The 24,784-nt window shown below is 37.0% G+C and carries 19 protein-coding genes and 1 riboswitch; of the genes, 11 read left to right on the top strand and 8 right to left on the bottom strand.

Annotation, left to right across the window (positions count from 1 at the left end; translation table 11 throughout):
• Positions 1–153: 153 nt before the first annotated feature.
• Together EDD61_RS03380 and EDD61_RS03375 are read left to right on the top strand one after the other, a co-directional pair.
• Positions 154–597 carry a MarR family winged helix-turn-helix transcriptional regulator gene (locus tag EDD61_RS03380; protein ID WP_008690886.1) on the top strand — a complete coding sequence of 148 codons (444 nt, stop codon included), beginning with the start codon at positions 154–156 and terminating at the stop codon, positions 595–597.
• Positions 591–1,361: a sulfite exporter TauE/SafE family protein gene (locus EDD61_RS03375; protein WP_132224011.1), complete on the top strand. Its 771-nt coding sequence runs from the start codon at positions 591–593 to the stop codon at positions 1,359–1,361. The genes EDD61_RS03380 and EDD61_RS03375 overlap by 7 nt, the downstream gene beginning before the upstream one ends.
• A 131-nt stretch (positions 1,362–1,492) precedes the next feature.
• On the opposite strand, the gene EDD61_RS03370 is transcribed toward EDD61_RS03375, so the two are convergent.
• Positions 1,493–3,265 (bottom strand): ABC transporter ATP-binding protein, encoded by a 1,773-nt coding sequence (locus EDD61_RS03370; protein WP_008690914.1) that lies wholly within the window; start codon positions 3,263–3,265, stop codon positions 1,493–1,495.
• Between the two features lie 163 nt (positions 3,266–3,428).
• Between EDD61_RS03370 and EDD61_RS03365 the strand changes: the two genes are divergently transcribed.
• Together EDD61_RS03365 and EDD61_RS03360 are read left to right on the top strand one after the other, a co-directional pair.
• Complete coding sequence (locus EDD61_RS03365; protein ID WP_132224009.1) at positions 3,429–4,100, top strand: hypothetical protein; 672 nt, start codon at positions 3,429–3,431, stop codon at positions 4,098–4,100.
• Positions 4,101–4,150: 50 nt separating this feature from the next.
• A complete protein-coding gene (locus EDD61_RS03360; protein ID WP_132224007.1) occupies positions 4,151–4,714 on the top strand; it encodes a hypothetical protein in 564 nt (187 codons plus the stop codon).
• Positions 4,715–4,872: 158 nt separating this feature from the next.
• Here EDD61_RS03360 and EDD61_RS03355 read toward each other — a convergent pair whose 3' ends face one another.
• The 6 genes from EDD61_RS03355 to aroB form a co-directional block, all read right to left on the bottom strand.
• Positions 4,873–5,628, bottom strand: a complete 756-nt coding sequence (locus EDD61_RS03355) for a TMEM164 family acyltransferase (protein WP_132224005.1) — start codon at positions 5,626–5,628, stop codon at positions 4,873–4,875.
• 97 nt (positions 5,629–5,725) lie between these two features.
• Positions 5,726–6,574: a prephenate dehydrogenase gene (locus tag EDD61_RS03350; RefSeq protein WP_132224003.1), complete on the bottom strand. Its 849-nt coding sequence runs from the start codon at positions 6,572–6,574 to the stop codon at positions 5,726–5,728.
• Positions 6,571–7,836, bottom strand: coding sequence for a 3-phosphoshikimate 1-carboxyvinyltransferase (gene aroA, locus EDD61_RS03345; RefSeq protein WP_132224001.1), 1,266 nt, complete (start codon positions 7,834–7,836; stop codon positions 6,571–6,573). The genes EDD61_RS03350 and aroA overlap by 4 nt, the downstream gene beginning before the upstream one ends.
• Positions 7,836–8,852 (bottom strand): 3-deoxy-7-phosphoheptulonate synthase, encoded by a 1,017-nt coding sequence (gene aroF / locus EDD61_RS03340; RefSeq protein ID WP_132223999.1) that lies wholly within the window; start codon positions 8,850–8,852, stop codon positions 7,836–7,838. Before aroF ends, aroA begins: the two co-directional genes overlap by 1 nt.
• 58 nt (positions 8,853–8,910) lie before the next feature.
• Positions 8,911–10,011, bottom strand: coding sequence for a chorismate synthase (gene aroC / locus EDD61_RS03335; RefSeq protein WP_132223997.1), 1,101 nt, complete (start codon positions 10,009–10,011; stop codon positions 8,911–8,913).
• A gap of 4 nt (positions 10,012–10,015) precedes the next feature.
• Entirely contained in the window at positions 10,016–11,017 is a 1,002-nt protein-coding gene (gene aroB, locus EDD61_RS03330) for a 3-dehydroquinate synthase (protein ID WP_008977877.1), read from the bottom strand.
• A 488-nt stretch (positions 11,018–11,505) separates the two neighbouring features.
• On the opposite strand from aroB, the gene EDD61_RS03325 reads away from it, so the two are divergent.
• The 5 genes from EDD61_RS03325 (at position 11,506) to EDD61_RS03305 (ending at position 18,395) form a co-directional block, all read left to right on the top strand.
• A complete protein-coding gene (locus tag EDD61_RS03325; RefSeq protein ID WP_132223995.1) occupies positions 11,506–12,591 on the top strand; it encodes a chorismate mutase in 1,086 nt (361 codons plus the stop codon).
• Positions 12,588–13,823, top strand: a complete 1,236-nt coding sequence (locus EDD61_RS03320; protein WP_132223993.1) for a pyridoxal phosphate-dependent aminotransferase — start codon at positions 12,588–12,590, stop codon at positions 13,821–13,823. Before EDD61_RS03325 ends, EDD61_RS03320 begins: the two co-directional genes overlap by 4 nt.
• A 239-nt stretch (positions 13,824–14,062) precedes the next feature.
• Positions 14,063–14,902 (top strand): BglG family transcription antiterminator LicT, encoded by an 840-nt coding sequence (gene licT, locus EDD61_RS03315; RefSeq protein WP_132223991.1) that lies wholly within the window; start codon positions 14,063–14,065, stop codon positions 14,900–14,902.
• A 115-nt stretch (positions 14,903–15,017) separates the two neighbouring features.
• Entirely contained in the window at positions 15,018–16,913 is a 1,896-nt protein-coding gene (locus tag EDD61_RS03310) for a beta-glucoside-specific PTS transporter subunit IIABC (RefSeq protein WP_132223989.1), read from the top strand.
• 54 nt (positions 16,914–16,967) lie between these two features.
• Positions 16,968–18,395 carry a 6-phospho-beta-glucosidase gene (locus EDD61_RS03305; protein ID WP_132223986.1) on the top strand — a complete coding sequence of 476 codons (1,428 nt, stop codon included), beginning with the start codon at positions 16,968–16,970 and terminating at the stop codon, positions 18,393–18,395.
• 111 nt (positions 18,396–18,506) lie between these two features.
• Here the strand turns inward: EDD61_RS03305 and EDD61_RS03300 are convergent, their stop codons facing one another.
• Positions 18,507–19,835, bottom strand: coding sequence for an MATE family efflux transporter (locus tag EDD61_RS03300; RefSeq protein ID WP_132223983.1), 1,329 nt, complete (start codon positions 19,833–19,835; stop codon positions 18,507–18,509).
• Positions 19,836–20,111: 276 nt separating this feature from the next.
• Positions 20,112–20,209, top strand: a riboswitch (SAM riboswitch).
• 65 nt (positions 20,210–20,274) lie between these two features.
• On the opposite strand from EDD61_RS03300, the gene metK reads away from it, so the two are divergent.
• Entirely contained in the window at positions 20,275–21,369 is a 1,095-nt protein-coding gene (gene metK / locus EDD61_RS03295) for a methionine adenosyltransferase (RefSeq protein ID WP_008690929.1), read from the top strand.
• A gap of 192 nt (positions 21,370–21,561) precedes the next feature.
• Positions 21,562–24,784: InlB B-repeat-containing protein (locus tag EDD61_RS03290; protein WP_165877191.1), on the top strand; the 3,223-nt coding region annotated here is incomplete at its 3' end.

Here is a 24,784-nt window from a genome sequence, read left to right as displayed (position 1 = left end):
CCATGAATAGGATTTTTTCTTTGTCAAAAAGAAGAAGCTACGAAAAAGTATATGCAGATGTACATGTATAGTTTATCTGATGAATTTATAGCTTGACAAAAAAGTTAACCATGGTATCATATAGTTCTAAATAGAACAAAGAGGTGAGATCACATGTTGGAATTTTTAGAGATTCTTGATTTATGGAAACGGTTGTATGAGAAGGAATTGCATAATGTTTGCAAACGTTATGACCTACATAAAATGGATGTCGATATTTTATTATTCCTGGCCAATCATCCACAATGTCAAAATGCGACGGATATCGTCCAACGTCGTAAATTAACGAAATCACATGTTTCAACATCCTTAAAATTTTTAGAGGAACAGGGATATATTGAAAAATATTATCAAGAAGGCAATCATAAGACGATATATTTGCATATGTTAGCAAAGGCTGATAAAGTAATTGCCGATGGTCGAAAAGCACAGGAACGGTTTCAAAAGCGTTTGTTAAAGAACTTTAGCGAAGAAGAGTTAAAGAGGATGAAAGACACTTTTCGGCGGATGAATGAAAATGTAAAAGCAGCTTTAAAGGAGGAAGAAGAAACATGCTGATGAAGTTTATCGTTTGTTTTATAGCCGGTATTGGTGCCGGTCTTGGTACGGGATTTGCAGGAATGAGTGCTGCGGCAGTCATCAGTCCCATGCTGATTACATTTTTAGGCATGCCGGCATATGAGGCAGTTGGCATCGCCTTATCCAGTGATGTATTAGCAAGTGCTGTCAGTGCCTACACGTATGGTAAAAATAAGAATTTGGATATTAAAAACGGCTTGGTTATGATGGTGACGGTATTAATCTTCACAATGGTGGGCAGTTGGATATCTTCTTTAGTGCCGAACACAGCTATGGGCGGTTTCTCGGTCTTTATGACGTTTTTATTAGGTATTAAATTTATTGTGCGACCGGTGATGACGACAAAAGAATCAATGGGAGATATAGAACCCAAAAAACGCTTTGGGCAATCGGTACTGTGTGGCATTTTGATTGGCTTTATCTGTGGTTTCATCGGTGCCGGTGGCGGTATGATGATGCTGTTAATTCTAACAAGTGTTTTAGGATATGAATTAAAGACAGCTGTTGGAACCAGTGTCTTCATCATGACCTTCACTGCCTTTACCGGGGCTGTTTCACATTTTACTATTGGAGGAGCACCAGACTGGTGGGCAATGTTGTTTTGTATCTTATCTACCTTGTTATGGGCAAGAGTAGCTGCTAAATTTGCCAATAAGGCAAAACCGATTACCTTAAATCGTGCTACTGGTGTTGTTTTGACAGTTCTCGGTATTGCCATTATGACTGTAAATTTCTTACAATAATAAAAAAACGTATTTCTTTAGCAAGTGTCGCAATTTTCTTCACTTCTAAATATGAAATACGTTTTTTAATATGTAAAGATCTGGCTGACATCAAAAAACAGCAGCCTAGGATATGGAGAATATATCCCATTTTATTTCATGTGAATTTGTTTCGTCATATCCTCATCAAAATCTAAACCTTCAAATTGTAAACGATAATAATTCGCGTAAATGCCATTTAACGCGATTAACTCATTATGCGTTCCTCGTTCTTCCTGTCCATTTTCAGAAATGACGATGATTTCATCAGCATTACGGATGGTTGATAGACGATGAGCAATCGTAATGGTTGTACGATTCTTTGCCAGCTCTTCCAGACTTTTTTGAATATGACGCTCACTTTCATTATCCAAAGCACTGGTTGCTTCATCTAATATTAAGATCTTAGGGTCTTTTAGAAAGACTCTGGCAATGGAGATACGTTGTTTCTGACCACCGGATAACCGCGTGCCACGCTCTCCTACAAAGGTATCATATCCATCTGGAAGAGAAACGATAAATTCATGGATATTTGCTTTTTTAGCAGCGGCAATGATTTCCTCATCACTTGCTCCGGGTTTTCCATAAGCGATGTTTTCTTTAATAGAGCCGGTAAACAGATAAACATCCTGTTGCACGATACCAATCGCTTTGCGCAGACTTTCCAAGGTCAGTGAACGAATATCTTTCCCATCTACCTTAATAGAGCCATGTGTAACATCATAAAAGCGAGGCAACAAGGAACAAATGGTTGTCTTTCCACCGCCGCTTGGTCCAACAAGGGCAATGGATTTACCGGCATCAATATGAATGTGAATGTGATCCAATACTTTCTCTTCATCATTGTAAGAGAAGCAAACATCTTCATAATCAATGACACCATGAACTTCTTTCAACTCTTTTGCATCTGGTGCATCTACGATGTCTGGTTTTGTTTCTACTACTTCAAGGAAACGTTTAAAACCAGAGAATCCTTTTTGGAACATTTCCGTGAACTCTACCAACACTTCAATCGGTGCAACAAAGATATTTACATACAGTGCATACGTAGCTAAGGCAACTGGTTCTAAATTTCCCATGGCAATGAAATAACCACCAGCGACTAAAATCGTCAAATACAACAAACCCTGAAAGAAATTATTACCGGCATGGAATAAGCCCATACGATAATAATTGTTTTCCTTTGACTGTAAGAACATCTGATTGCTGTGGGCAAATTTATCACGTTCAATGTCTTCATTCGCAAAGGACTTCACGACACGAATACCTGCTAAGCTATCCTGCAAACTGGCATTTACACCAGCAATCTTACGGCGGTTATCCATGAAGGTTGCCTGCATCTTGCGATTTTGAAATAAACTGAATATCAACATTAATATGGTTACACCGATCAGAATTAAGGTCAAACCGACATGAATATACATCAATAGAATAAAAGAACCAAAGATTTTTAATAAAGAAATGAAGACATTTTCCGGGCCATGATGGGCTAATTCGCTGATATCAAATAAATCCGAAACCAGTTTGCTCATCATTTCTCCGGTATTGTTTTTATCATAATAGGAAAAAGATAAACGTTCAAACTGATCAAACAGATCCTGACGCATATCACTTTCCATGCGGGCGCCCATAATATGACCTTGTGCTGTTACATAGTAGCGACATAAGGCACGAAGGATATACATGATCAATAATCCAACACCTAACCAAACCAGACTATCTAAAATAGCTTCCTTTGTCTGTAAATAAAATGTGTTATTTAAGTAATTTAAAATCTGGGGGAATGCCAGATCAATAACACTAATGACTAAGGCACATATCATATCTAATAAGAATACGGTACGATATGGTTTATAATAATTCATAAATTTCTTCATAATATGCATATGTATCACTCCCTCTTTGACATACCGCTTTATTATAAAGCAATTTTTAAGTTTCCTCCACTCTTTCAACCGAAAAAATATTGAAAAAATAAAGGAAGGCTACCTATTTTTCGTGAATTACGTTATAATATGAACGGTGTAATGAAAAGAAGAGGTAAGAAATATGAGTATAATATCTTATGTAGTAATTATCTTATTGTTTGCGGCTGCTATAGCCTTTATGATTTATAAACAAAACTCTGTCGGTCGTTTAAATAAAGCTATTCAGGGGAAGGATTATGCAAAGGTTATTGAGCTTTGTGAAAAAGGTGCTTATCAGAAAGCGGTTGGCAAATTTAATTGTGAATTGTATCGCTTAAAAGCTATTTATCGTAGCCGTCCTGAAGCAGAACGTCAAAAAGCATTGGAAGAGGCCTTGGCGAAGGATTATACAATGGAAAATAAAGAAGAAATTTTAGATTTATATTTCCATATTTATTTACAGAATCAGAATCGTGCATATTGTGATAAATTGATGGAGATTATTGACACAATTGATGATGAAACTTTTAAAATGTATCAGCATTGGTCTTATGAAGTTGTCTTTAATAAACGAACAGATTTAATTAAAGAAATGGATGATGCCATTGAAGATAAACGTATGAAGGGCTTTGGCTTGGGCGTCAGTGCTTATATGATTGGCTTATCTTATTACTATTTAGAAAACTGGGAAAGTTCTCGTTCCTATTTCTATTCCAGCATCAGCTGTTTTCATCCAGGCAACATGTATGTAGAGCTAGCGAAAAAATATGTAAATGAGCTAAATGAAAAATTAGGTTCTGACATCACGATTTAGTAAAAAAACCTTGTGAAATTCTCAAGGTTTTTTAAAAAAGAGGGAAAACTATGGAATATGTATATGAATATCAGTTTGAAAAGGACAGAGTTCATGATTATAGTGATGAATTTTTTGAAATCCTGCAAAAACGTAATCACATATTAAAAACGAAAAAAGCAGTGGTACATAAATTTCATTATTTTTATTATGCACTTGCAGCTGTTTTTTTATCCATGTTAAGTATTCTATTTGGGGCAGAAACAGATTCTGATTTTTATAAGGTGATTTTCACCCTGTCTATATATTTGGCTTTATTTTGGAGCATCATCGGTTGTTACTTATTTATATACAAACTGCGATTTCGTAAACGTTATTGCGGGCTTCGTGAACAAAATGGAGTGGTAACACTAAGCGAGGATACGATCAGTGATGAATGCCAAGATGTAATGATGAGCTATAAACAAGAAGTGATCAAAAAAGTTGTCATCGGACGTGAAATTATGGTCTTTTTTGTGGATAAGCATAAGCCTTTTATCATGGTACCAAGAGTTGATTTTAAAGAGGAAACCTATTTAAAATTAGTAAAGGAAATATTTCATGATCGCATCGTATATTGGAAACGTATATCTTAAATTCGTGCGATAAACAAGCTATGTGATGCTGTAGTAATGACTGTGACAAACCGCAGTCTTTTTTTATTGTGCAGCAAAAATCATTTATGTACATGACAGCTTGTTCTTTTTGTATCCTTGTCAAAGGGCAGAGTTCAACAAATGGTTTTATTTCAGAATTATAAAAGCTTTTGTAGTGTGCGCCAGATAAGATGAATAAGCCAAGCACCTAAGAGGATGCAGAAAAGATAAATAAGATTACGCATAGAAATACCAAAAATTGGTGTTAACAAGTCAAAGAAAGGTTGCGTGCTTTCATAATAAGGGCTGATATAAAACATATTAAGCTCTCCCAGTGTATGAAAAGCAATATTTAAAAAGGTTGCTATGCCGGCAAACATAAAGAATAAAGGCAAAGTTTGTAAGAAACCTTTTGTGGTTGTATCGCCTTGTTTATGAAAGCCAATCCATAAACTCAAGAATAGTAATAAGAAATGCCATAAAAAGGCATGTGCCGTTAGCATCACGTAACGATGCATCAAATCATCCGGAAAAAGAAGGGCCATGATAGCTCCTAGTAAACTAAAGTCCATGAGAAAGGTTTCTAATGGTATCCGCCACTTATCTTTTAAGAAAGGAAATAAGATTCCGATATACATAGGTAAGGAGCATAACTGAAAAGGAAAGATCCACCAATCATATTGTTGGGCATCAAGCAGATAAAAGTGAAACAGTTGTTTATAAAGTTCTAGTATGAGCAATACAAGACTGATTCCAAAGATGCCATAAACATACTGCTTTTTAGTAACATGACGTAAACGATAAGCAAACCCTATGCACACACTAATTCCCACGAGTAGCATCAACACATGAAAAAGACCGAAAGGTTTAGGCTTTTCCATTTCCCAGGCAGTATAGCGTAAGAATTGTTGCATATGCTCACCTCATTTCAAAAGGCTTCTTTATCTTTATTATACAGCGTATTCAACTTACCAAACAAAAACTTCTCCGACAAGCAGAGAAGTTATGCGATTATCGATCAAAGCGTTTACGACGAATGGTGGATTGAATGAATAATTCTTTTAATCCTTCAACATCATCCTGTTCCAACTTTGTCTTTAAATGATTGATTTCCTTCACGAAGTCATCGATTTCGCGAATTAAATTATCTTTATTTAAGAAAAACAATTCACTCCAAAGATTTTCATTGATCTTGGCAATTCTTGTTAAATCACGGAAACTATCTCCGGTATATTCCACCAAATGTGTATTATCGTTGGTATTCATTAGCGATACGGCAATCACATGCGTCAATTGTGAGACAAAGCCGACCATTTCATCATGTTCTTCCGGTGTTAATATGGAAATATTCGTAAAGCCTAAAATACTGGCAAATTCTTTTAAGGTAGCTATGGCTGTCTGGGTGTTTTTGGCAGTTGGGGTGATAATGAAATTAGCAATATGGAAAATAGCATCATCCGCATATTTCACACCGCTGACTTCTTTCCCTGCCATTGGATGAGAGGCGCAAAATTCTAGATCCTCACGCAAAATACTTTGGATACGTTCTACAATATTGCGTTTTACACCACTTACATCTGTCAGAAAAGCATGGGGCTTCATATATTTTTGATACGTTGCATACCACTCCACCGTCATGTTGGGATACAATCCGGAAATGATGAAATCAGCGTTTTGAATCAGTTCAATAGCAAAAGTACTTCCTTCATCAATGATGTCATGTTCCTTGGCATAATCAATGCTTAACTGGTTAATGTCAATGGCATCCACATGAAATCCATTGCGTTTTAATCCCATGGCATAGCTGCCACCAATCAAACCAAGTCCAACAATTAAAAAGCGGGTATCTTTTTTTATCATAAGCTTTCCACCTTTCCTTGCACCTTCGCAAAATCATCAAAGAAGGTAGGATAGCTCTTGGTAATCGCCTGTGCATCCTCTATGGTTGTACAGGAATTACTGCAAGCTGTGGCAACACTTAAGGCCATCACAATGCGATGATCATTATGTCCATGCAATGTCTGTTTGCATGTATAGTCTTGCCCGCCTTGAATGAAGATTTCATCTTCTGTAGAGGTTATGGTAACGCCAAACTTGCGCAGTTCTTCTTCCATTGCCGCAATGCGATCACTTTCTTTAATGCGCAATCTGCCGGCATTGTAAATATGCGTATTTCCCAGGGAATACATGCCAAGCACACAAAGAATAGGTCCTAGATCCGGACAGTTTGCTAAATCAATGGAGGTGCCCTTTAATTCACTTTTATAAAAGGTATAGCCATGGGGTACTTCTTCTATGCATGCCCCAAAGCTTTTTAAGATTTCCAAAATCGCTTTATCACCCTGTCTTGATGCATGAGAAACACCGGTCACGGTAATCTTTCCATGAATCGCAGCATATACCGCAAAGAAAGCTAATTGTGAATAATCGCCTTCAATCTCATAATTATTTGCTTGATAGGTTTGTCCACCCGGAATAGCAAGTGTCATTTCATCTTTAAAATAAGCATGGACACCGAAATGTTCCAGCATTTGTAAGGTCAGTTCCACATAAGAACGGGATTCAAAGGGAGGAAGAATATGAATTGTAGAGTCCTTTTCTAACAGTGGTAGGGTAAACAATAAACCACTGATGAATTGTGAACTGACATCACCTTTGATCTGATATTCTCCATAAGGCAGTGCCTCCTGAATGTGGATACCATGGGCATCTTGCTGAAAGGCTAATCCATTTTCATGAAAGATGTCTTCATATACTTTTTGCGGTCTTTGTAATAATCGTCCGCTGCCAGTAAAGGTGATTGGTTTTTCACAAAGAGAGAAAATAGGAATAAAGAAACGCAAGGTAGAACCAGATTCATTACAAAAAATTTCCTTGTCTTTTAAACCTTGAAAGTTTGCTATACCATCAATAGTGACAGTATCTTCCGCTATTTCAATATGTGCGCCAAGCTGTTTCATTCCTTCTATCGTTGCACGTATATCTTTGGAATAGGCAACATTGGATATGACACTTCTTCCCTTCGCAAGAGAAGCACAGATAATTGCACGATGTGCCATGGATTTGCTTGGGGGAATATGCACATGACCTTTACCTAAAGAGGGAGCTATGGTAACTTTCATTACATATCCCTCCCAATGACATTCGCAATCGCTTTCCCTTTTTGAATCAACTGCTTAAAGTTTTCCGGTTTTAAGGATTGTGCACCATCGCTCCATGCACATTCCGGATGATCATGGACTTCAATGATTAGACCATCTGCACCTGCCGCAATCGCAGCTAAAGATGCGGCTTCCACCAGTTCCCAATCACCGGTCGCATGACTTGGATCAATGATGATAGGCAAATGGGTCTTCTTCTTGATGATTGGAATGACACTAAGATCTAAGGTATTTCGGGTGTATGGCTCAAAGGTACGAATGCCTCGTTCACAAAGAATGACATTTGGATTTCCTTCAGAAAGAATATATTCTGCACTCATGATCCATTCTTCTATCGTATTGGCCAAACCACGTTTTAGTAAGATTGGTTTTTGTGTCTTTCCTACCGCTTTTAACAAATCAAAGTTTTGCATATTACGGGCCCCAATCTGAATGATATCGACATGTTCCACAAATTCATCAAGTTTATCAGCACTCATCAATTCTGTGACAATCGGTAAGCCACTTTGTTTTCTTGCTTGTGCTAAAGCAAGGATACCTTCTGTTCCCATGCCCTGAAAAGCATATGGAGAGGTTCTCGGTTTATAAGCGCCACCTCTTAGCATACAGCCACCGGCATCCTTTACTTCTTGAGCCAGATGCACGATCATCTCTTTTCCTTCTACGCTGCAAGGACCGCCAATAACAACTAGTTTTTCGTTACCGCCAATGCGGATACCATTGACTTCGACAATCGTATCTTCTGGATGAAACATACGACTTGCTTTTTTATATGGGGATGATACACGCACAACACTTTCCACATGAGGGTTTGCCTCAATGCGCTTAGGATCAATTTGACTGGTATCGCCTACGACTCCAAAGACATTGAAATTCTCACCAATGCTCTCATGTATTTGTAAGCCGCGCTCCTTTAATTGCTTCATAACATGTTCAATATCACTTGTTGTTGCATCTTTCTTCATCGTAATAATCATATGAGAAACCTCCTTTGTTTCTAATCTTATATTGGTGGACGTATCCACATCGTTAATTTTATTTCTGCATTTCCATAGTTGCGCTACGCTCCATGAGCATATCTAAGATACCGATAGCCAAAACCGCATCGACTACGATTCTTGCGCGATGGATGATGGCAGGATCATGTCTACCCTGAATCGTTAGTTTCACGGCTTCATGCGTTTCCTTATCAATCGTATCCTGTTCCTTATAAATAGATGGCGTTGGTTTAATAACTGTTTTGATTAGTACCGGCATACCATTACTGATACCTCCGTTAATACCACCGTTATGATTGGTTCTGGTTTTTACTTTGCCATCATAAATAATGGCATCATTGACTTCACTTCCATAACGATCACAAAAGGCAAAACCCAAACCAAATTCGACACCTTTTACAGCCGGTACACTGAATAATAAATGGCTTAAACGACTTTCCATGGAATCAAAGAAAGGTTCTCCGATACCAGCCGGTAAATGTAAAATAGCACTTTCTAAGATACCGCCTACACTATCTCCTTGCATCGCTGCTTCTTCTATTTGTGTACGCATCGCTTGCGCTGCTGTTTCATCTAATACCGCAAGATCGCTGGTATTCATTTGTCGAAGCTGTTGTTCAAGGAGTTCTTCCTCTTGGGCAAATGGCTGATCTTTGATGGTATGACACTGGGCAATATGAGAACCAATTAAAATGCCTTTTTGTTGTAACACCTGCATGGCAATTGCTCCTGCCGCCACAAGGGGTGCTGTAATGCGCCCGCTGAAATGGCCGCCGCCGCGATAATCCTGATAACCACTATATTTTACATCAGCGGTATAATCGGCATGTGAGGGACGCAAGCGATTCTTGGTTTTGGTATAATCACCACTGCGCATATTGGTGTTTTCAATCAGAATGGTTAACGGTGTCCCGGTAGTATAGCCTTCAAAATAACCACTGACGATATGCAACGCATCACTTTCTTTACGCTGTGTGCTGATACGTCCTTTTGCCTTACGTTTATCCATCATGGCATTGATAAAATCCATGTCCAGATGAATGCCGGCAGCTAAACCGTCAATGACGACACCGATTGCCTCGCCATGACTTTCTCCAAAGATCGTAACACTGAATTGATTTCCAAATGTATTCTTCATAACCTTATCCTTTCAAAATGTGACGAACATCACTTAACTTCCATTCTTCTAATTCTGCTTTACCAATCGTATTGACCTTAACAACGGTGACATGATCGCCGCTTGCTTTCTTATCTTTACATAATATTTCAAACACTTCATCACTATCATAAGGTACATCACTTTGTAAATGCATCCGTTTATAAATAGGTAAGACACGTTTTTGAACATCTTCACTCATAAAATACAACATGCCCATGGCAACACATTCTCCATGCAAATATTGTGAAAGGTGATAATAGCTTTCAATGGCATGCCCGATGGTATGACCAAAGTTTAAGATCTTGCGTAATCCTAGCTCTTTTTCATCAGTTTCCACAACTGCTTTTTTCACACATAACGCACGATAGATGATTTCTTCTAAATGAGCAGGAATATCTTCTTCCTCAAAAAGGGCAAATAGTTTTTCATCATAGATCAATCCGGCTTTCAATGCTTCTACTAAACCATTATAGAAATGCCGTTTTGGCAGTGTTAATAAAGTATCTGTATCAATGAAGACAGCTTTAGGCTGATAGAAGGCCCCAACGATGTTTTTCACATCATCCAGATTGATAGCAACCTTACCACCGATACTACTGTCGATTTGTGAGAGCGTAGTGGTCGGTATCTGAATAAAGTCAATACCACGCATATAGCTAGCTGCCACAAAACCGGATAAATCTCCTACAACCCCGCCACCTAACGCAATGACACAATCCTTACGTGAGAAATTATGTTCCAGCAAATCCTCACACAGTTGTTGAAAGACCTCCATGCTCTTACTGGATTCACCAGCTTCGACAACATGTACATAGCCTTCCTTACATTGTTCCTTAACGGTTTGTGCATAGGAATTTGGTACACCGGTATCGGTAATGATCATAACCTTGCGATTCAGTTGAATATGATCGTTTAAGCGATATAAGATGCCTTTTTCCATATAAATATCGTATCCATTTTCTTTTAGATCTACATGTAGTTTCATAACGATTCCTCCCTGATAAAGAAAAAAAGCATCAGTGAATTGCAGATGCTTTTTTTATCCGTTATAAAGAAGTGAAAAAGAACCATGTTTGGCTTTATAACGAAGATTAAAGATAATAATAAAATCCTTTGTTATGCATGGCTATCACTCCAATTTCCTATATCATAATATAATCAAGAAAGAATTTCAAGCGATTCCATACATAAAATGAAAGAAATTTCAAATTCTTGTAAACGCAATGAAAACAATCGCATCTTACCATGGCTTCACTATGCCATTCCTACGCATTATTGATTTCTTTCATTTGCATAATTGGTAATTAGATGGTTTCTGATGTAGGACCTTAGATGGCTATTCATATAAAAGGATATGATATAGTATCTGAATCGAGGGTCAACGCTTCATTTCCTTTACATTTCTTTTCTGAAACTATATTCATTCATATCAAAGTATTGTATAATAAAAAAGAATGAATAAGAGGTGAGGATATGACGAAGTTGGATGATGCCCGCAAGGACATTAATGAGATAGATGCGCAAATGGCAGAGCTGTTTGAAAAACGCATGCAGGCTGTAGAAAAGGTCATAGCTTATAAACAGGAACAAGGGCTTCCGGTATTAGATCGCAGCCGTGAGAACTTTGTCATTGCACATAATCTGCAATATATCAAAGAAGAAAAATATCAAGACAGCTATAAAGAGTTTTTGCAGGATATCATGGCAATCTCACGTAAATATCAGAAAATGATTCTGAATCAGGATGTTGTCGGTTATCAAGGCGTGGAGGGTGCTTTTTCACATATCGCCTGCACACATGTCTTTCCGGAACATAAAAAACAACGGTATGCATCTTTTGAAGATGTGTTTAAAGCCGTTGTGGATGGAGAAATCCGTTATGGTATCGTACCATTTGAAAACAGCTATACCGGAGAAGTAGGAGAGGTATTAGATTTATTAATCAAGTATCCTGTCTATGTCTGTAAGGATTATGACTTAAAGATCTCACAGAATTTACTAGGAATCCCGGGAGCAAAACTGGAAGATATTCGTCAAGTATATTCAAAAGATCAGGCAATCTATCAATCGAAACAATTTTTAGAAGGCAGAGGATATGAATTGATACCGTATCCGAATACGGCATTAGCGGCAGAATATGTTGCTAAACAAAATGATAAAAAGAAAGCTGCCATAGCCGCAAAAGAAAATGCAGAACGGTATGGCTTAGCCGTGTTGGCAGAGGATATCAATACCAGTGCCCAAAATACGACACGCTTTATCATCATTGGCAGAGATTTGCAACCAAGTGGAAATATCTTTTCCTTAGCTGTCATTGTACCGCATAAAGCAGGAGCATTAGTCAGTGCCATGAATATCATTGCACGTCATGGTTTTAATATGCAAAGCATCATCTCACGCTCCATAAAAGACAGACCATGGGAATATTATTTCTATGTTGAAATTGATGGTAATATCCAAAAGGAACAGGAACAGTTGTTGGTACAGGAGTTAAAAGATGTTTGTGAAGAAGTGCGCATCTTAGGTGCATATACAAAAGAAAGCAGGGATGAAAAATGAGTTTTGTGAAAGAAAAAGTGAATACGACACCAATTGAAGATACCGTTTTTGCGATCGTGAAAAAAGCGAAGGAAGCAAAAGCAGCAGTCGGTGCAGAGAAGGTCGTTGATGCGACCATTGGTTCTTTGTACAATGAAGAGGGAACGATCGTAGCCTTTGAAAGTGTGTTTACACCTTATGATCATATAGCCAAGGAAACAAAGGCAGCCTATGCCGGAAGTTTTGTCGGTAATGACAGCTATCGTCAGCAGGTGTATGATTGGATCGTTAAACCAAGTGGTTCTACCTTGGCACACAGTGTGATTGCCACACCGGGAGGCACCGGTGCTGTAGCGATCACTTTATCAGAAATTTTAGATGAAGGAGAAACTGTTATCTTACCGGAAATTGCCTGGGGTAGCTATAAGCTGATGGCAACGATGGATAATCTAAATGTCGCAACTTATGCATTGTTTGAAGAAGATCATTTCAATTTAACATCTTTAAAACAAGTATGTCGGCAGGTGATGGAAAAACAGCAGAAACTGTTAATTGTCATCAATGACCCTTGCCATAATCCTACCGGTTATTCTTTAAGTAAGGAAGAGTGGCAGGAAGTTGTTGCTTTCTTAAATGCATGTGCCAAAGAAGTACCGATCGTTTTATTAAACGATATTGCGTATATTGACTATGCGTATGATTTACCACACTCTCGTGACTATATTAAAACCTTTGATGAGTTTAGTGATAATGTATTTGGCATCATTGCGTTCAGCTGCAGTAAATCATTAACTTCTTATGGTTTGCGTTGCGGTGCTGCTATTTTGTTAGGTAAGAGTGAAGAAGCTGTCCGTGGCGTTGAAATTGTTTTTGAAAAGGCTGCCAGAGCAACTTGGTCCAATGTACCTAATGCCGCGATGGATAACTTTACGTTTGTAACAACCAAAAACTATGATGCTTATATGAAAGAAAAAGATGGCTATGTGAAGCTATTGAAGCAACGCAGTGATATCTTTACCAGCGAAGCTGATGCCTGTGGCTTGGCATATTATCCTTACAAGGAAGGCTTCTTTGTAACGGTAGCGATTTCAGATAATAAAGTACGTGACAGTTATCATGAAAAGCTTATGGAACAGCATATTTATACCGTAAAGGTAAATAAAGGGATTCGTGTAGCTGTATGTAGTTTAAGTGTTGCGAAATGCAAGGGCTTAGCAAAACGAATGAAAGATATTTTAGATACAATTGAGTAAGGAAAGTGGAATGTCCGAATCATTGGATGTTTCATTATTGTGAACTCATACCAACAAACGGATGTAAAACAGATAGTAAAAATGTAAGAAAACGCTTGCAGAGTGAAATTAACTATGGTAGACTATAAGCGTTATCGGATAGTTATTGTTTAAAGACAAGCTAAACCTGCATAAGAAACGATGAAACGAATTGTTCCATTGATTTTGTGCAGGTTTTTCATTTGAGAAGAGGTGTGTGTATGAAAATTCATAAGCTGATTAACAACAATATCGTTGTGGTATTGGATGAATCAGGCAAAGAAGTTATTCTTATGGGCAGGGGCATTGGTTTTAAGAAACGTCCTAATGATATCGTTGAAGAACATATGGTAGAAAAACGATTCACAATGTCGGGACAGGAAGGCAATACCCATTTAAGTGATTTATTGAATGAGATTCCGATTCAGGAGATTGAAGCAGCTGTGACAATCATGGAAACCGCAATTGATACGCTGCAGAAAAAATTAAACGAAGGTATGATCATCTCCTTAAGCGATCATATCCACACTTCCATAGAGCGCAGCAAGGATGATGTCTTTGTAAAGAATGTGCTGTTGTGGGAAATTAAGAAATTCTATCCTGAAGAGTTTCAAATAGGAAAGCAAGCATTGACGATCATCGAAGAAAAAACCGGTATCCTGTTACCAGAAGATGAAGCGGGTTTTATCGCTTTGCATATCGTAAATGCTCAAATGGAAGACTCTGTTGGTGATATGTATGGTTTAACCAAGGTCATGCAGGAAATTATCAATATCATCAAATATACATGCAAGGTTTCTTTTGATGAAGAGTCGGTATATTATTATCGTTTCATTACCCATTTGAAATTCTTTGCACAACGTCTTTTAACACATACAGAATATCAAAGCGATGAAAATGATTTACTGCTAACCATGGTGAAAAAGCAATACCAAGAAGCCTATCAATGTGTTCGTAAGATCATGGAATTTATCGCGCTGAATTATGCATATACACTCTCTGATGAAGAACAGTTATATTTAACGATTCATATTGAACGCTTAGTTAAAAAATCAAAGTAGAAGAACCCGTATGTGAAGAAAAGGAGGATCGAAAAAAACACATACGTCAATTTTGGGTAGTTACATTCAGTTGGCTAAACCTTCATATAGAACTTAAAAAATGGAGGTAAGAAAAATGAAAGATTACAAACAGCTGGCAATGGAAATTGTCAAACACGTCGGAGGAAAGGAAAACATCAGTTCCTTAACACATTGCGTTACGCGTCTGCGTTTTCAGTTAAAGGATGAAACTTTGGCTGATGATGAAATCTTAAAGAAGATGGATGGTGTCGTAACGATCATGAAATCAGCAGGACAGTATCAGGTTGTCATTGGCAATCATGTAGCTGCGGTTTATGCGGATGTCTGTGAGGTTGCAGGTATAAGTGAAGCAAGCAGTCAGCAAGAAAACAAAGCACATAAGAATGTATTTGATGCTTTAATTGATACGATATCAGGTATCTTCCAGCCTATTTTAGGTATTATGACCGCTGCCGGTATGTTAAAGGGATTAAATGCCTTATTTCTAGCAATGGGCTGGTATAGTGATGCCAGCGGTTCGGCTATTTTTATGAATGCCGTTGGTGATGCATTGTTTATGTATCTGCCAATTATGCTGGGTTATACTTCAGCAAAGAAGTTCCATTTAAAACCATTTGTCGGATTGGTAATTGGTGCTACATTATGTTATCCGGCTATTCAGCAGAGTACCTTAGCAGCCAGTGATCCACTCTATACTTTATTCAGTGGTACTTTATTTGAATCACCGGTCTATATGGAAATCTTTAAGATTCCGGTAATTACGATGGATTATACATCTACCGTTGTTCCAGTGATCTTAATTTGCTACTTTGCGGCCAAATGTCAGAAAGGCTTGGAACGTTTTATTCCGGAAACTTTAAAATTTTTCTTTGTGCCGATGTTTACGTTATTCATTGCAATGTTTTGTGGCTTTGTAGTCATTGGACCAATCGCAACTTTCGCTTCTAACTTAATTGCCGGTGGTATCATGAGTGTTCGTGATTTTTCACCATTGTTAGCAGGGGCCTTGGTTGGCGGCTTTTGGCAAGCGTTGGTTATCTTTGGTTTGCATTGGGGCTTTATCCCTGTTTATATCAATAACATCGCAACACTTGGCTTTGATAATGTCATGATGCCCTTCTTTGGCGCAACTTTTGCCCAAACAGCAGTAGTCATTGCCATGATGATCAAGACAAAAGATAAGAAACTGCGCGCATTATGTGCACCAGCTGCTATTTCCGGTATCTTTGGGGTAACAGAACCAGCTATCTACGGTATTACTTTACCAAGAAAGAAACCATTCATCATTAGTTGTATCGCTTCCGCAATTGCCGGTGCTTACTTTGGTTTTGCGAACTTACGTGAATTTATCATGGGCGGTATGGGCATCTTTGAATTCCCTGCGATGATTGATCCAGCCACAAATAATATGGATAGCTTGATCGTAGGTATTATTGGTGCTGTTGGTGCCATGGCGATTGCCTTTATCTTAACTATGATTTTCTATAAAGAAGAAACAGTGGCAGATAAGGAAGAAGAGCCAACAAAACCAGCAGAGTTGTTAGAAAGAGAAATCATTCAGCTGCCAATCGAAGGAAAAGTAGTATCACTTACGGAAGTAAAAGATCCTGCGTTTGCGCAAGGAATTCTTGGTAAAGGGCTTGCTATTGAACCAACAAAAGGAGAAGTCGTATCACCTGTCAATGGTACGATTACAACACTTTTCCCAACTTATCACGCTATCGGCATCACATCAGATACAGGTGTCGAAGTATTGATCCATGTAGGAATGGATACGGTGCAGCTAGAAGGTAAATTCTTTACGCCGCTTATTAAGCAGGGAGAGCATGTAACAGCCGGACAAAAATTATTAAACTTTGATATGGAGGCAATCCAACAAGCAGGCTATTCCTTAATTACGCCTATCATTATTACCAACAGTTCGCAATACTTGGATGTTGTAGAAACCGGTTTAGAAAATGAAAAAGAGTTATTAACAATACTGCGTTAATGCTACATGATTATTAATATGAAAATGAGATAAGACGATAAGGAGGTAAGCAGAATGCGTGCATTTCCAAAAGGTTTTTTATGGGGCGGAGCTACTGCCGCAAATCAATGTGAAGGTGGATATCAGGAAGGTGGCAGAGGCTTAGCCAATGTCGATTTCATTCCTTCCGGTGAACAACGTTTTGCTGTAGCCAGTGGACAGCTAGATGTCAAACAATTGTCGAATCAAGAACATTTCCCGGGGCGATATGCCATTGATATGTACCATCACTATAAAGAAGATATTGCTCTGTTTGCCGAAATGGGCTTTCAGGTATATCGTTTTTCCATCAGTTGGTCCCGCATTTATCCGCAAGGGGATGAAGATAAACCAAACGAAGCAGGTCTGCGTTTTTATGAAGAAGTTATTGATACTTGTTTATCCTATGGGATAGAACCATTGGTGACAATCAATCATTTTGATGTTCCACTACATCTAATTGAAGCCTATGGTGCATGGCGTAACCGTAAGATGGTTACCTTCTATTTGCGATTATGCGAAACACTGTTTACTCGTTTTAAAGGCAAGGTTCACTATTGGCTTACTTTTAATGAAATCAACATGATCCTTCATTTGCCATATATGGCAGCCGGCTTAACATTTAAAGCAGATGAAAACAAAACGCAAGTATGTTATCAAGCTGCTCATCATGAACTATTGGCAAGCGCCAAGGCCGTATCTTTAGCACATCACATTGATCCTAATAACCAGATCGGCTGTATGTTGGCTGCCGGTAATATATATCCTTATTCTTGCAGACCGGAAGATGTGATGGAAGGTTTACAAAAAGATCGTGAGAATTATTATTTCACGGATGTACAGGCTAGAGGATATTATCCATCCTATGCGAAAAAGTTTTTTGAAAGAGAACATATTCAGCTACAAATGGAAGAAGACGATGAGGCTATCTTAAAAGCAGGCTGTATTGATTTTGTTTCCTTCTCTTATTACAACAGTGGGGTTGCCAGTGCTGATCCAAAGCTAAAAGCAGCTGCCAAAGGCAATGTGTTTCCATCTATTGAGAACCCTTATTTGCCAAGCAGTGAATGGGGATGGCAAATTGATCCACTAGGTTTGCGTATCACGTTAAATACATTATATGATCGTTATCAAAAACCATTGTTTATTGTAGAAAACGGCTTAGGCGCAAAGGACAATTTCGTAAATGGATATGTAGAAGATGATGCCAGAATTGCCTATTTGCGTGAACATATCAAAGCAATGAAAGATGCGATTTTACTAGATGGTGTTGATTTGCTTGGTTATACAACATGGGGTTGTATTGATTTGATTAGTGCCAGTACAGGTGAAATGCGTAAACGTTATGGCTTCATTTATGTTGATGCAGATGAAGATGGTAAGGGTACCTTAAACCGTTATAAAAAGAAGAGCTTTTACTGGTACCAGAAAGTAATTAAAAGTAATGGAGAAGATTTAGATTAAAATAAAAAATCTGTATGGATGTAAAAACCATGCAGATTTTTTGTATAAGAAGCTTTGTGATGAATGGATTTTCTTTGTGTAGATGAAGAATGATTCAATCATAATGTCAAACTATTTTTTATCAGCCAATGCCTTTGTATATTGAAACATTTTACTACCAGCATAGATAACAACAATGAACTCAGTAAGGGGCATCGTATACCAAAGAGCTTCAGGACTTAACAAAGGTAATAGATAAATAAGAATACCACTAATGATAAGTCCGCGCGCTACGGAAACAATGAAAGCGGCTTTTGGTTTTAATAAAGCTTGGAAGTAATAAGTTGAGAAGATATTGAATGGTAGTAATAAAAAGGACAATCCATAGGTACGAATAATTAAGGGAGCAATTTGTAAGATTTCTTTAGTGGGTGCCATAAACAATTTAACAAATAGATTAGGGGCTAATGCAGACAGTGCAGTCCAAAAGATACTAAAGAATAAAACAGTAGCTAAGGCATAGTTTAGAACTTTCTTAATACGGAATCCGAGTTTTGCGCCATAATTGACGGAGATGATTGGTTGTGCTGCTTGTCCGATGCTATATGCACAACATTGCACAAAGGTGCTGATGTTTACGATGATACCATAAATGGATAAGGCATCTGTCCCAAGATAGTTCATAATCTGACGGTTGAATAAAATAGTCAAGATTCCCATGGCAATATCAATAAAGAAAGTTGAAAACCCTGTAATGGTAATTCTTTTGAGTTTATGCAGTATATGTTGTGGCATTTGAAACTTTAAGGTATTTGTCTTAGAAAAGAAATGTTTTAGCATAACGATACAGGAGATGATAGAACCAATCGCCGTTGCTAAACCGGCACCAAAGATACCCATATCAAACACAAAGACGAAGACATAATCACCAATCATATTAAAAATACCGCCGGCTAATACTCCTATTGTCGCAAGTGTAGGATCAGCATCATTACGTAAGAAAGCAGCTAATACTTGCGTAAACAGGAAACAAGGTAAGACAAATTTGATTGGTAATAAATAGGTTCTTGCTAGAGCTAACAAGGAACTTTTTGCGCCAAAAAACATAAGCAGTTGACGATCAAACAAGATGATAAGGATCCATGTGATTACCGCTAAGAAGACGGCTCCTATTACGGCTGCTGAAAAATAAGCATTCGCTTCTTGTGTTCTGCTTTTTCCATTCCCTTTGATAGTACTGAAAATAACCGAACCTCCAATTCCCATTAACAATCCTAAACTAAAAATAATGTTCCAAATCGGCGCAACTACAGCTAATGCTGCTGTACCTTCTGGTCCTTGATATTGTCCAACCATTGCCATATCGACAATCGAGTAAACAGATGTAATCAAAGCACTCCCAAAGGCAGCGGCTAAATATTTAAAATAAAGTGTCTTTATATTTCCCTTTAAAAAATCCATAAAAATTCCTCCTAATCAAAAAAAGAGCTGAACAAGGTTACGGGTATCTCAATCCGTCGCCTTATCCAGCTCATCATTTCTCTTTGAATGACCCGCCCTCCGAGCAACCCTATTTTAACAGAGCTATACATAAAGTCAAGCCAGAAAATAACTTTTATACGTTTGCGGTAATAAGATGAAATGTTTATGATATAAGCGGTGGTAAATACTTCCTCATATTTTTTCGATAAGATTTACTTGCAAAAGTACTACATGCATGTTTTAATATAGATGCCTTTTTTATCAAGAGTTGGGGTAGAGAGTTAGCTCGATAATCCCACACCAACCTGTATGGGGTAAATCATATAAGGTGGTACAGCTAACAGCGATAAGAGAAGAAAGAATCGATACGTATGCCTTCTCTGACGCTTGAGAAGGCTTTTTATATGGAGGAATTGATATGAAAGATTATGTATTTACATCAGAAAGCATTACAGAAGGCCATCCGGATAAAATCTGTGATACGATTGCGGATGCTATCTTAGATGAAGCGTTACGTCAGGATAAGAATAGCAAGATGGCAGTGGAGGCAACAATTAAAGATGAGTTTGTGTTGATTTATGGAGAAGCTGACACAAAAGCTAAGATTGATTTTGAAGGTATTGCGAAAAAGGTCATCAAAAACATTGGATATGAAGAAGAATATCAGGTAATGGTGAAAGTAAATAAGCAATCCAGTGAAATACACCAGGCAGTTGTCCAAGATGGTAGTATTGGTGCAGGGGATCAGGGAATCATGTTTGGCTATGCATGTGATGATACAGAAGAATATATGCCAGCGCCAATTGCTTATGCACATAAACTTGCAAAACAGTTAAGTGAAGTACGCCGTACACATCCGATTTTAAGACCTGATGGCAAGACACAAGTAAGTGTTGAATATGAAAATGATCAAATTAAACGTATTGATACTATCGTTGTATCGACCCAACATACACCGGATGTGAGTCAGCAGGAAATTGCCAATTTGATTATGAAAGAAGTCATCACGCCGGTAATTCCAGATGAATTATTAGATGAGGACACGCGCTATCTTATCAATCCAAGTGGCAGCTTTATTGTAGGCGGTTCTTTTGGTGATAGTGGTACGACAGGACGCAAGATTGTTGTCGATACTTATGGAGGTATGGGTAGAATCGGTGGCGGCTGTTTTTCCAGTAAAGATCCATCAAAGGTAGATCGCAGTGCTGCATATTATTGCCGCTATGTTGCTAAAAATATTGTGGCTCATCAGTTGGCAAGAAAATGTGAGATTCAGGTGGCATATGCTATCGGCAAGGTAAAACCAATATCTATTTTATTAGATACATTTGGTACAGGAACTATGAGTGATGAAGATTTATTAGATATTGTAAAGAAAAACTTTAATTTCGAAGTGAAAAACATTATTGAGGAATTAGACTTGTTAAAACCTATTTATCAAGCAACAGCCTGCTATGGACATTTTGGTAGAAATGAATTTCGTTGGGAAAAGGTTATAGATTTAAAATATTAATCACACTACTTTACCATAAAGCTCTTATGAAATCCTATAAGAGCTTTTTTATAACCAAAATAGTATGATAACGAAGGAACTACATTGCTATTCATAAATAAATCGGTTATAATTTTTATGTAAACGGTTACAGAAAAATGCTTATTGCACAAATAAGTGAAACTGAAAGGTGAGGAAAAAATGAAGGAGTGGATGAAACAATTAGGAGTATTGTTTTTGGTGTTTATGATGGCATTGACAATACTGCCATCACAAGGAACAATCAAAGCAGAAGAAACAAAAGAAAGCTTCACCGTGCATTATCATAAGAATGATGGAACAGATGAGATTATAGACAAAGAATATGCAAGCAAAGAAGAGGCCATCGAAGAAGGAAGTCTTTTTACATGGGAAGGAAGAACCTTTGTAGCATGGAACTTGCAAGCGGATGGCAAAGGTAAACGCATAGCGGAAAAGACGAAATTGAATGAAGTGATGAAAGACGAAACAACACTAGATGTTTATGCAATCTGGAAAGAGAAAGTCTTTAAGGTAAATTTCATGGATATAAATGGAGATAAGGAAACTATATACCATGAAGAAGAAACAAAAGCTGGGAAGATAACATTACCGGTATATCGCAACAGCGAACATGAGAATGAAGTCTTTGCAGGCTGGAAGAATGAAAAAGATAGCAAGGTCTATGAGCCTGGGAAAGAGATAGAAATAAAAGAAGATAGCACTTTTGTTGCACAATTTATGAAAAAAGAAATTAAAGCAAAAGGAACAAAAGATTTAGAAATCATAAAAATTATATACTATAGTGCAAATAATGAAAGGTTGGAAAAAATTATAAAGGGAACAGATATAATTAATTATCCTGAAGAATTTAGAGAATCTGGACTGGAAACAAGAGAATTTCTTTACTGGGCAGCAAGTATTACGGCATATATAGATGAAAGCGTACCTAGAATAAAACCAGAAGAAGATATAACAAAGGTTGATTTTTCAGAGTATGTGTATATTCATAACGGAGAATATTCCATAGAATTATATGCGATATATAAAACAGATCAAGTAACGTTGTCTTTTGACTATATAACAAAAGACGATAAGTTAATTACATCAAAAGAAATAACAAAACCATTTAGTTATCATTATGTAACAGAGGAAGATGGATGTAAAATATATAAATTTACAACAGGCGAAGTAACAATGCCAGAAGTAAAAATCAATGATATCAAATCTGTCTATACATGGATACCAGGATTTTGTAGAAATTCTCCTCCTATTCGTAGTAAAGCACAAAACGATTTATATAGAACAGAATATGAGCCAACAAAAACATATGAGTTCACAAATGAGATACCAGATTATATAATATTAGAAACATTAATATATGGTTATATTCATTTGTATGGGGAATATACAGGAATAAAAGTTATATACGAAAAAGGTGATTTGCAAGGAGAGCCACCAGTTGATAACAATATTTATGGTTATGCTCCAGGGCAAAAGGATCTTATAAAAATAGCTAATCAAGGCACTTTACAGTATGAAGCAGGTGAGTTATTAGGATGGTTTTTTTCAAACATTACCCTCAAAAAAGGTGCATCTTATTCGTATTCTTATATAGAGAAAAAATTACAAGCTTCATATGAAAAAGATAGTGACATATTATATTTATATCCTATATATTTGCCTTCTAATATCAATGATTTTTTTGATCTTAGTGATTTACCAAAAGAAATTAATTTAAATGAACTAGCAGTTATCTTCTGTGAAGATGATAACTCTATGTTAAGATTACCAGATATTTCTGATGCTTTTGATAATACTAATTATGTTTTTGTTGGTTGGAAATATACAAACAGTTCTGATAAAGTATTAGGTCCAGGTGAACCATTTTATTTAGAAAATTCAGAAGATATAAAGTTTAAACCTGTTTTTGTAAAAAAAGATAAATTCAATATTATATATGATTGCCCAGATGATATACAATGTCCTATTGATTCTAAAACTTATACAATTGGTGAGAATATAGAAATCAAAGACATGAATTCTGAAGGTCTTATGTATCAAGGACAAGGATTTAGCAATTGGGTAGCGCGTAATGGCGTTGATTTAGAATATAATTATATGGATGAATTTGGAAGAATCAAGAGAAGGTTGGTCCATGAATATTTTGACTTTATCGAAGATGGGGTATTAAGATTAACTCCTAAATATAATTCTATTAGTCTTGATGATTATGTGATATGTGATCCGAATATTGAAAATGCAAATTTGTATGTAGAAGGATTTCAACATTATATACCTGTTTTTTCTAATCCATTTTATGTTCCATGTAAAATGCCTTATCACGATGATAAATATTTTATAGGTTGGTCTACTACATCAGATAACAAAGGAAAGGAGTTCTTATCTTATTGGGCTACTATAGAGGAATACAAGTCTTTTGAAAAATTAATTAAGAATAAAGAACGACCAGTCAGGTTATATGCGCAATGGATCGATAAAGATACGTTAAGTGAGATGCCAGGTTATGTAAAAGTAACTATTCAGAAGGATCAAGGCAATGGACGTAATTTATCTTATACAACATATATGCGCGCAGGTGTTAATGTAAAATTAGCGGACATCTTGGAGAGATTACCCGGGGGCATTGAATCTGAATTATGTAAAGACATTACTTATGACTATTCTTTGGAGATGCACTATCTTAATGACCTTATGATAATTGATAAAGATGGGATGATGGCAACAAACGTAACAATACCTGATAATGTGACTGAAATCACGTATGAAATAAAAATAAGAGATATTCCAATACGTTTTTATGCTTCGTCATATGGTAATCTAATTGACAAAAATGGTTATTTACGTAAAACAATAAAAAATGATGGAATAAATACATATCTTCAAACGTTAGAGTTACCGATACCAAAAGCTGATGAAGGATATAGATTTGTTGGATGGAAAGTAGATCCTTACTTTGTTCCTTTGTTCAAAGGTGGCGGTAGAACGATTGACGACTTAAAAAAGAATTTCAATGTCGTAAACTGGTATACATTAAAAAAAGAGATATGGTCTACAGAAGAATTATCAAAAACACCAATTTATGAGGGTAATCTTGTTGATTCTTTACTTCCACCATATGCGAGAAGTTATTTGTTATCAGAACTAAATGTAATTGCCGTCTTTGAACCAACCGGTAAAGTAGAATACTACTATGATGGAGTTAAAGATGATGAGGCGACAGAAATCTTAACTGATCTTCATACTGGGGATACAGTAACTGCTTATCCAGATAAATCAAAAGATGGTATGTATGAAGTAGCTAAAACAGATGGACTTCCTATGATCGTAGATGATGACTACACCAAGAATGTCATCAAGGTTTATTATAAGAAAAAGAAAACGGCTGTAACTGTCC

Origin of the sequence: Longicatena caecimuris (assembly GCF_004341945.1) — a bacterium.
In the GTDB taxonomy this organism is placed as follows: Bacteria; Bacillota_I; Bacilli_A; order Erysipelotrichales; family Erysipelotrichaceae; genus Longicatena; species Longicatena caecimuris.
The sequence above is the reverse complement of the archived record's forward strand: the minus strand, read 5'-3'. Positions and strand labels throughout refer to the sequence as shown.

What these genes read in the sequence shown, in the direction of transcription:
- EDD61_RS03380 (WP_008690886.1), top strand. Translation starts at nt 154, where the DNA reads ATGTTGGAATTTTTAGAGATTCTTGATTTATGGAAACGGTTGTATGAG.
- EDD61_RS03375 (WP_132224011.1), top strand. Translation starts at nt 591, where the DNA reads ATGCTGATGAAGTTTATCGTTTGTTTTATAGCCGGTATTGGTGCCGGT.
- EDD61_RS03370 (WP_008690914.1), bottom strand. Translation starts at nt 3,265, where the DNA reads ATGCATATTATGAAGAAATTTATGAATTATTATAAACCATATCGTACC.
- EDD61_RS03365 (WP_132224009.1), top strand. Translation starts at nt 3,429, where the DNA reads ATGAGTATAATATCTTATGTAGTAATTATCTTATTGTTTGCGGCTGCT.
- EDD61_RS03360 (WP_132224007.1), top strand. Translation starts at nt 4,151, where the DNA reads ATGGAATATGTATATGAATATCAGTTTGAAAAGGACAGAGTTCATGAT.
- EDD61_RS03355 (WP_132224005.1), bottom strand. Translation starts at nt 5,628, where the DNA reads ATGCAACAATTCTTACGCTATACTGCCTGGGAAATGGAAAAGCCTAAA.
- EDD61_RS03350 (WP_132224003.1), bottom strand. Translation starts at nt 6,574, where the DNA reads ATGATAAAAAAAGATACCCGCTTTTTAATTGTTGGACTTGGTTTGATT.
- aroA (WP_132224001.1), bottom strand. Translation starts at nt 7,836, where the DNA reads ATGAAAGTTACCATAGCTCCCTCTTTAGGTAAAGGTCATGTGCATATT.
- aroF (WP_132223999.1), bottom strand. Translation starts at nt 8,852, where the DNA reads ATGATTATTACGATGAAGAAAGATGCAACAACAAGTGATATTGAACAT.
- aroC (WP_132223997.1), bottom strand. Translation starts at nt 10,011, where the DNA reads ATGAAGAATACATTTGGAAATCAATTCAGTGTTACGATCTTTGGAGAA.
- aroB (WP_008977877.1), bottom strand. Translation starts at nt 11,017, where the DNA reads ATGAAACTACATGTAGATCTAAAAGAAAATGGATACGATATTTATATG.
- EDD61_RS03325 (WP_132223995.1), top strand. Translation starts at nt 11,506, where the DNA reads ATGACGAAGTTGGATGATGCCCGCAAGGACATTAATGAGATAGATGCG.
- EDD61_RS03320 (WP_132223993.1), top strand. Translation starts at nt 12,588, where the DNA reads ATGAGTTTTGTGAAAGAAAAAGTGAATACGACACCAATTGAAGATACC.
- licT (WP_132223991.1), top strand. Translation starts at nt 14,063, where the DNA reads ATGAAAATTCATAAGCTGATTAACAACAATATCGTTGTGGTATTGGAT.
- EDD61_RS03310 (WP_132223989.1), top strand. Translation starts at nt 15,018, where the DNA reads ATGAAAGATTACAAACAGCTGGCAATGGAAATTGTCAAACACGTCGGA.
- EDD61_RS03305 (WP_132223986.1), top strand. Translation starts at nt 16,968, where the DNA reads ATGCGTGCATTTCCAAAAGGTTTTTTATGGGGCGGAGCTACTGCCGCA.
- EDD61_RS03300 (WP_132223983.1), bottom strand. Translation starts at nt 19,835, where the DNA reads ATGGATTTTTTAAAGGGAAATATAAAGACACTTTATTTTAAATATTTA.
- metK (WP_008690929.1), top strand. Translation starts at nt 20,275, where the DNA reads ATGAAAGATTATGTATTTACATCAGAAAGCATTACAGAAGGCCATCCG.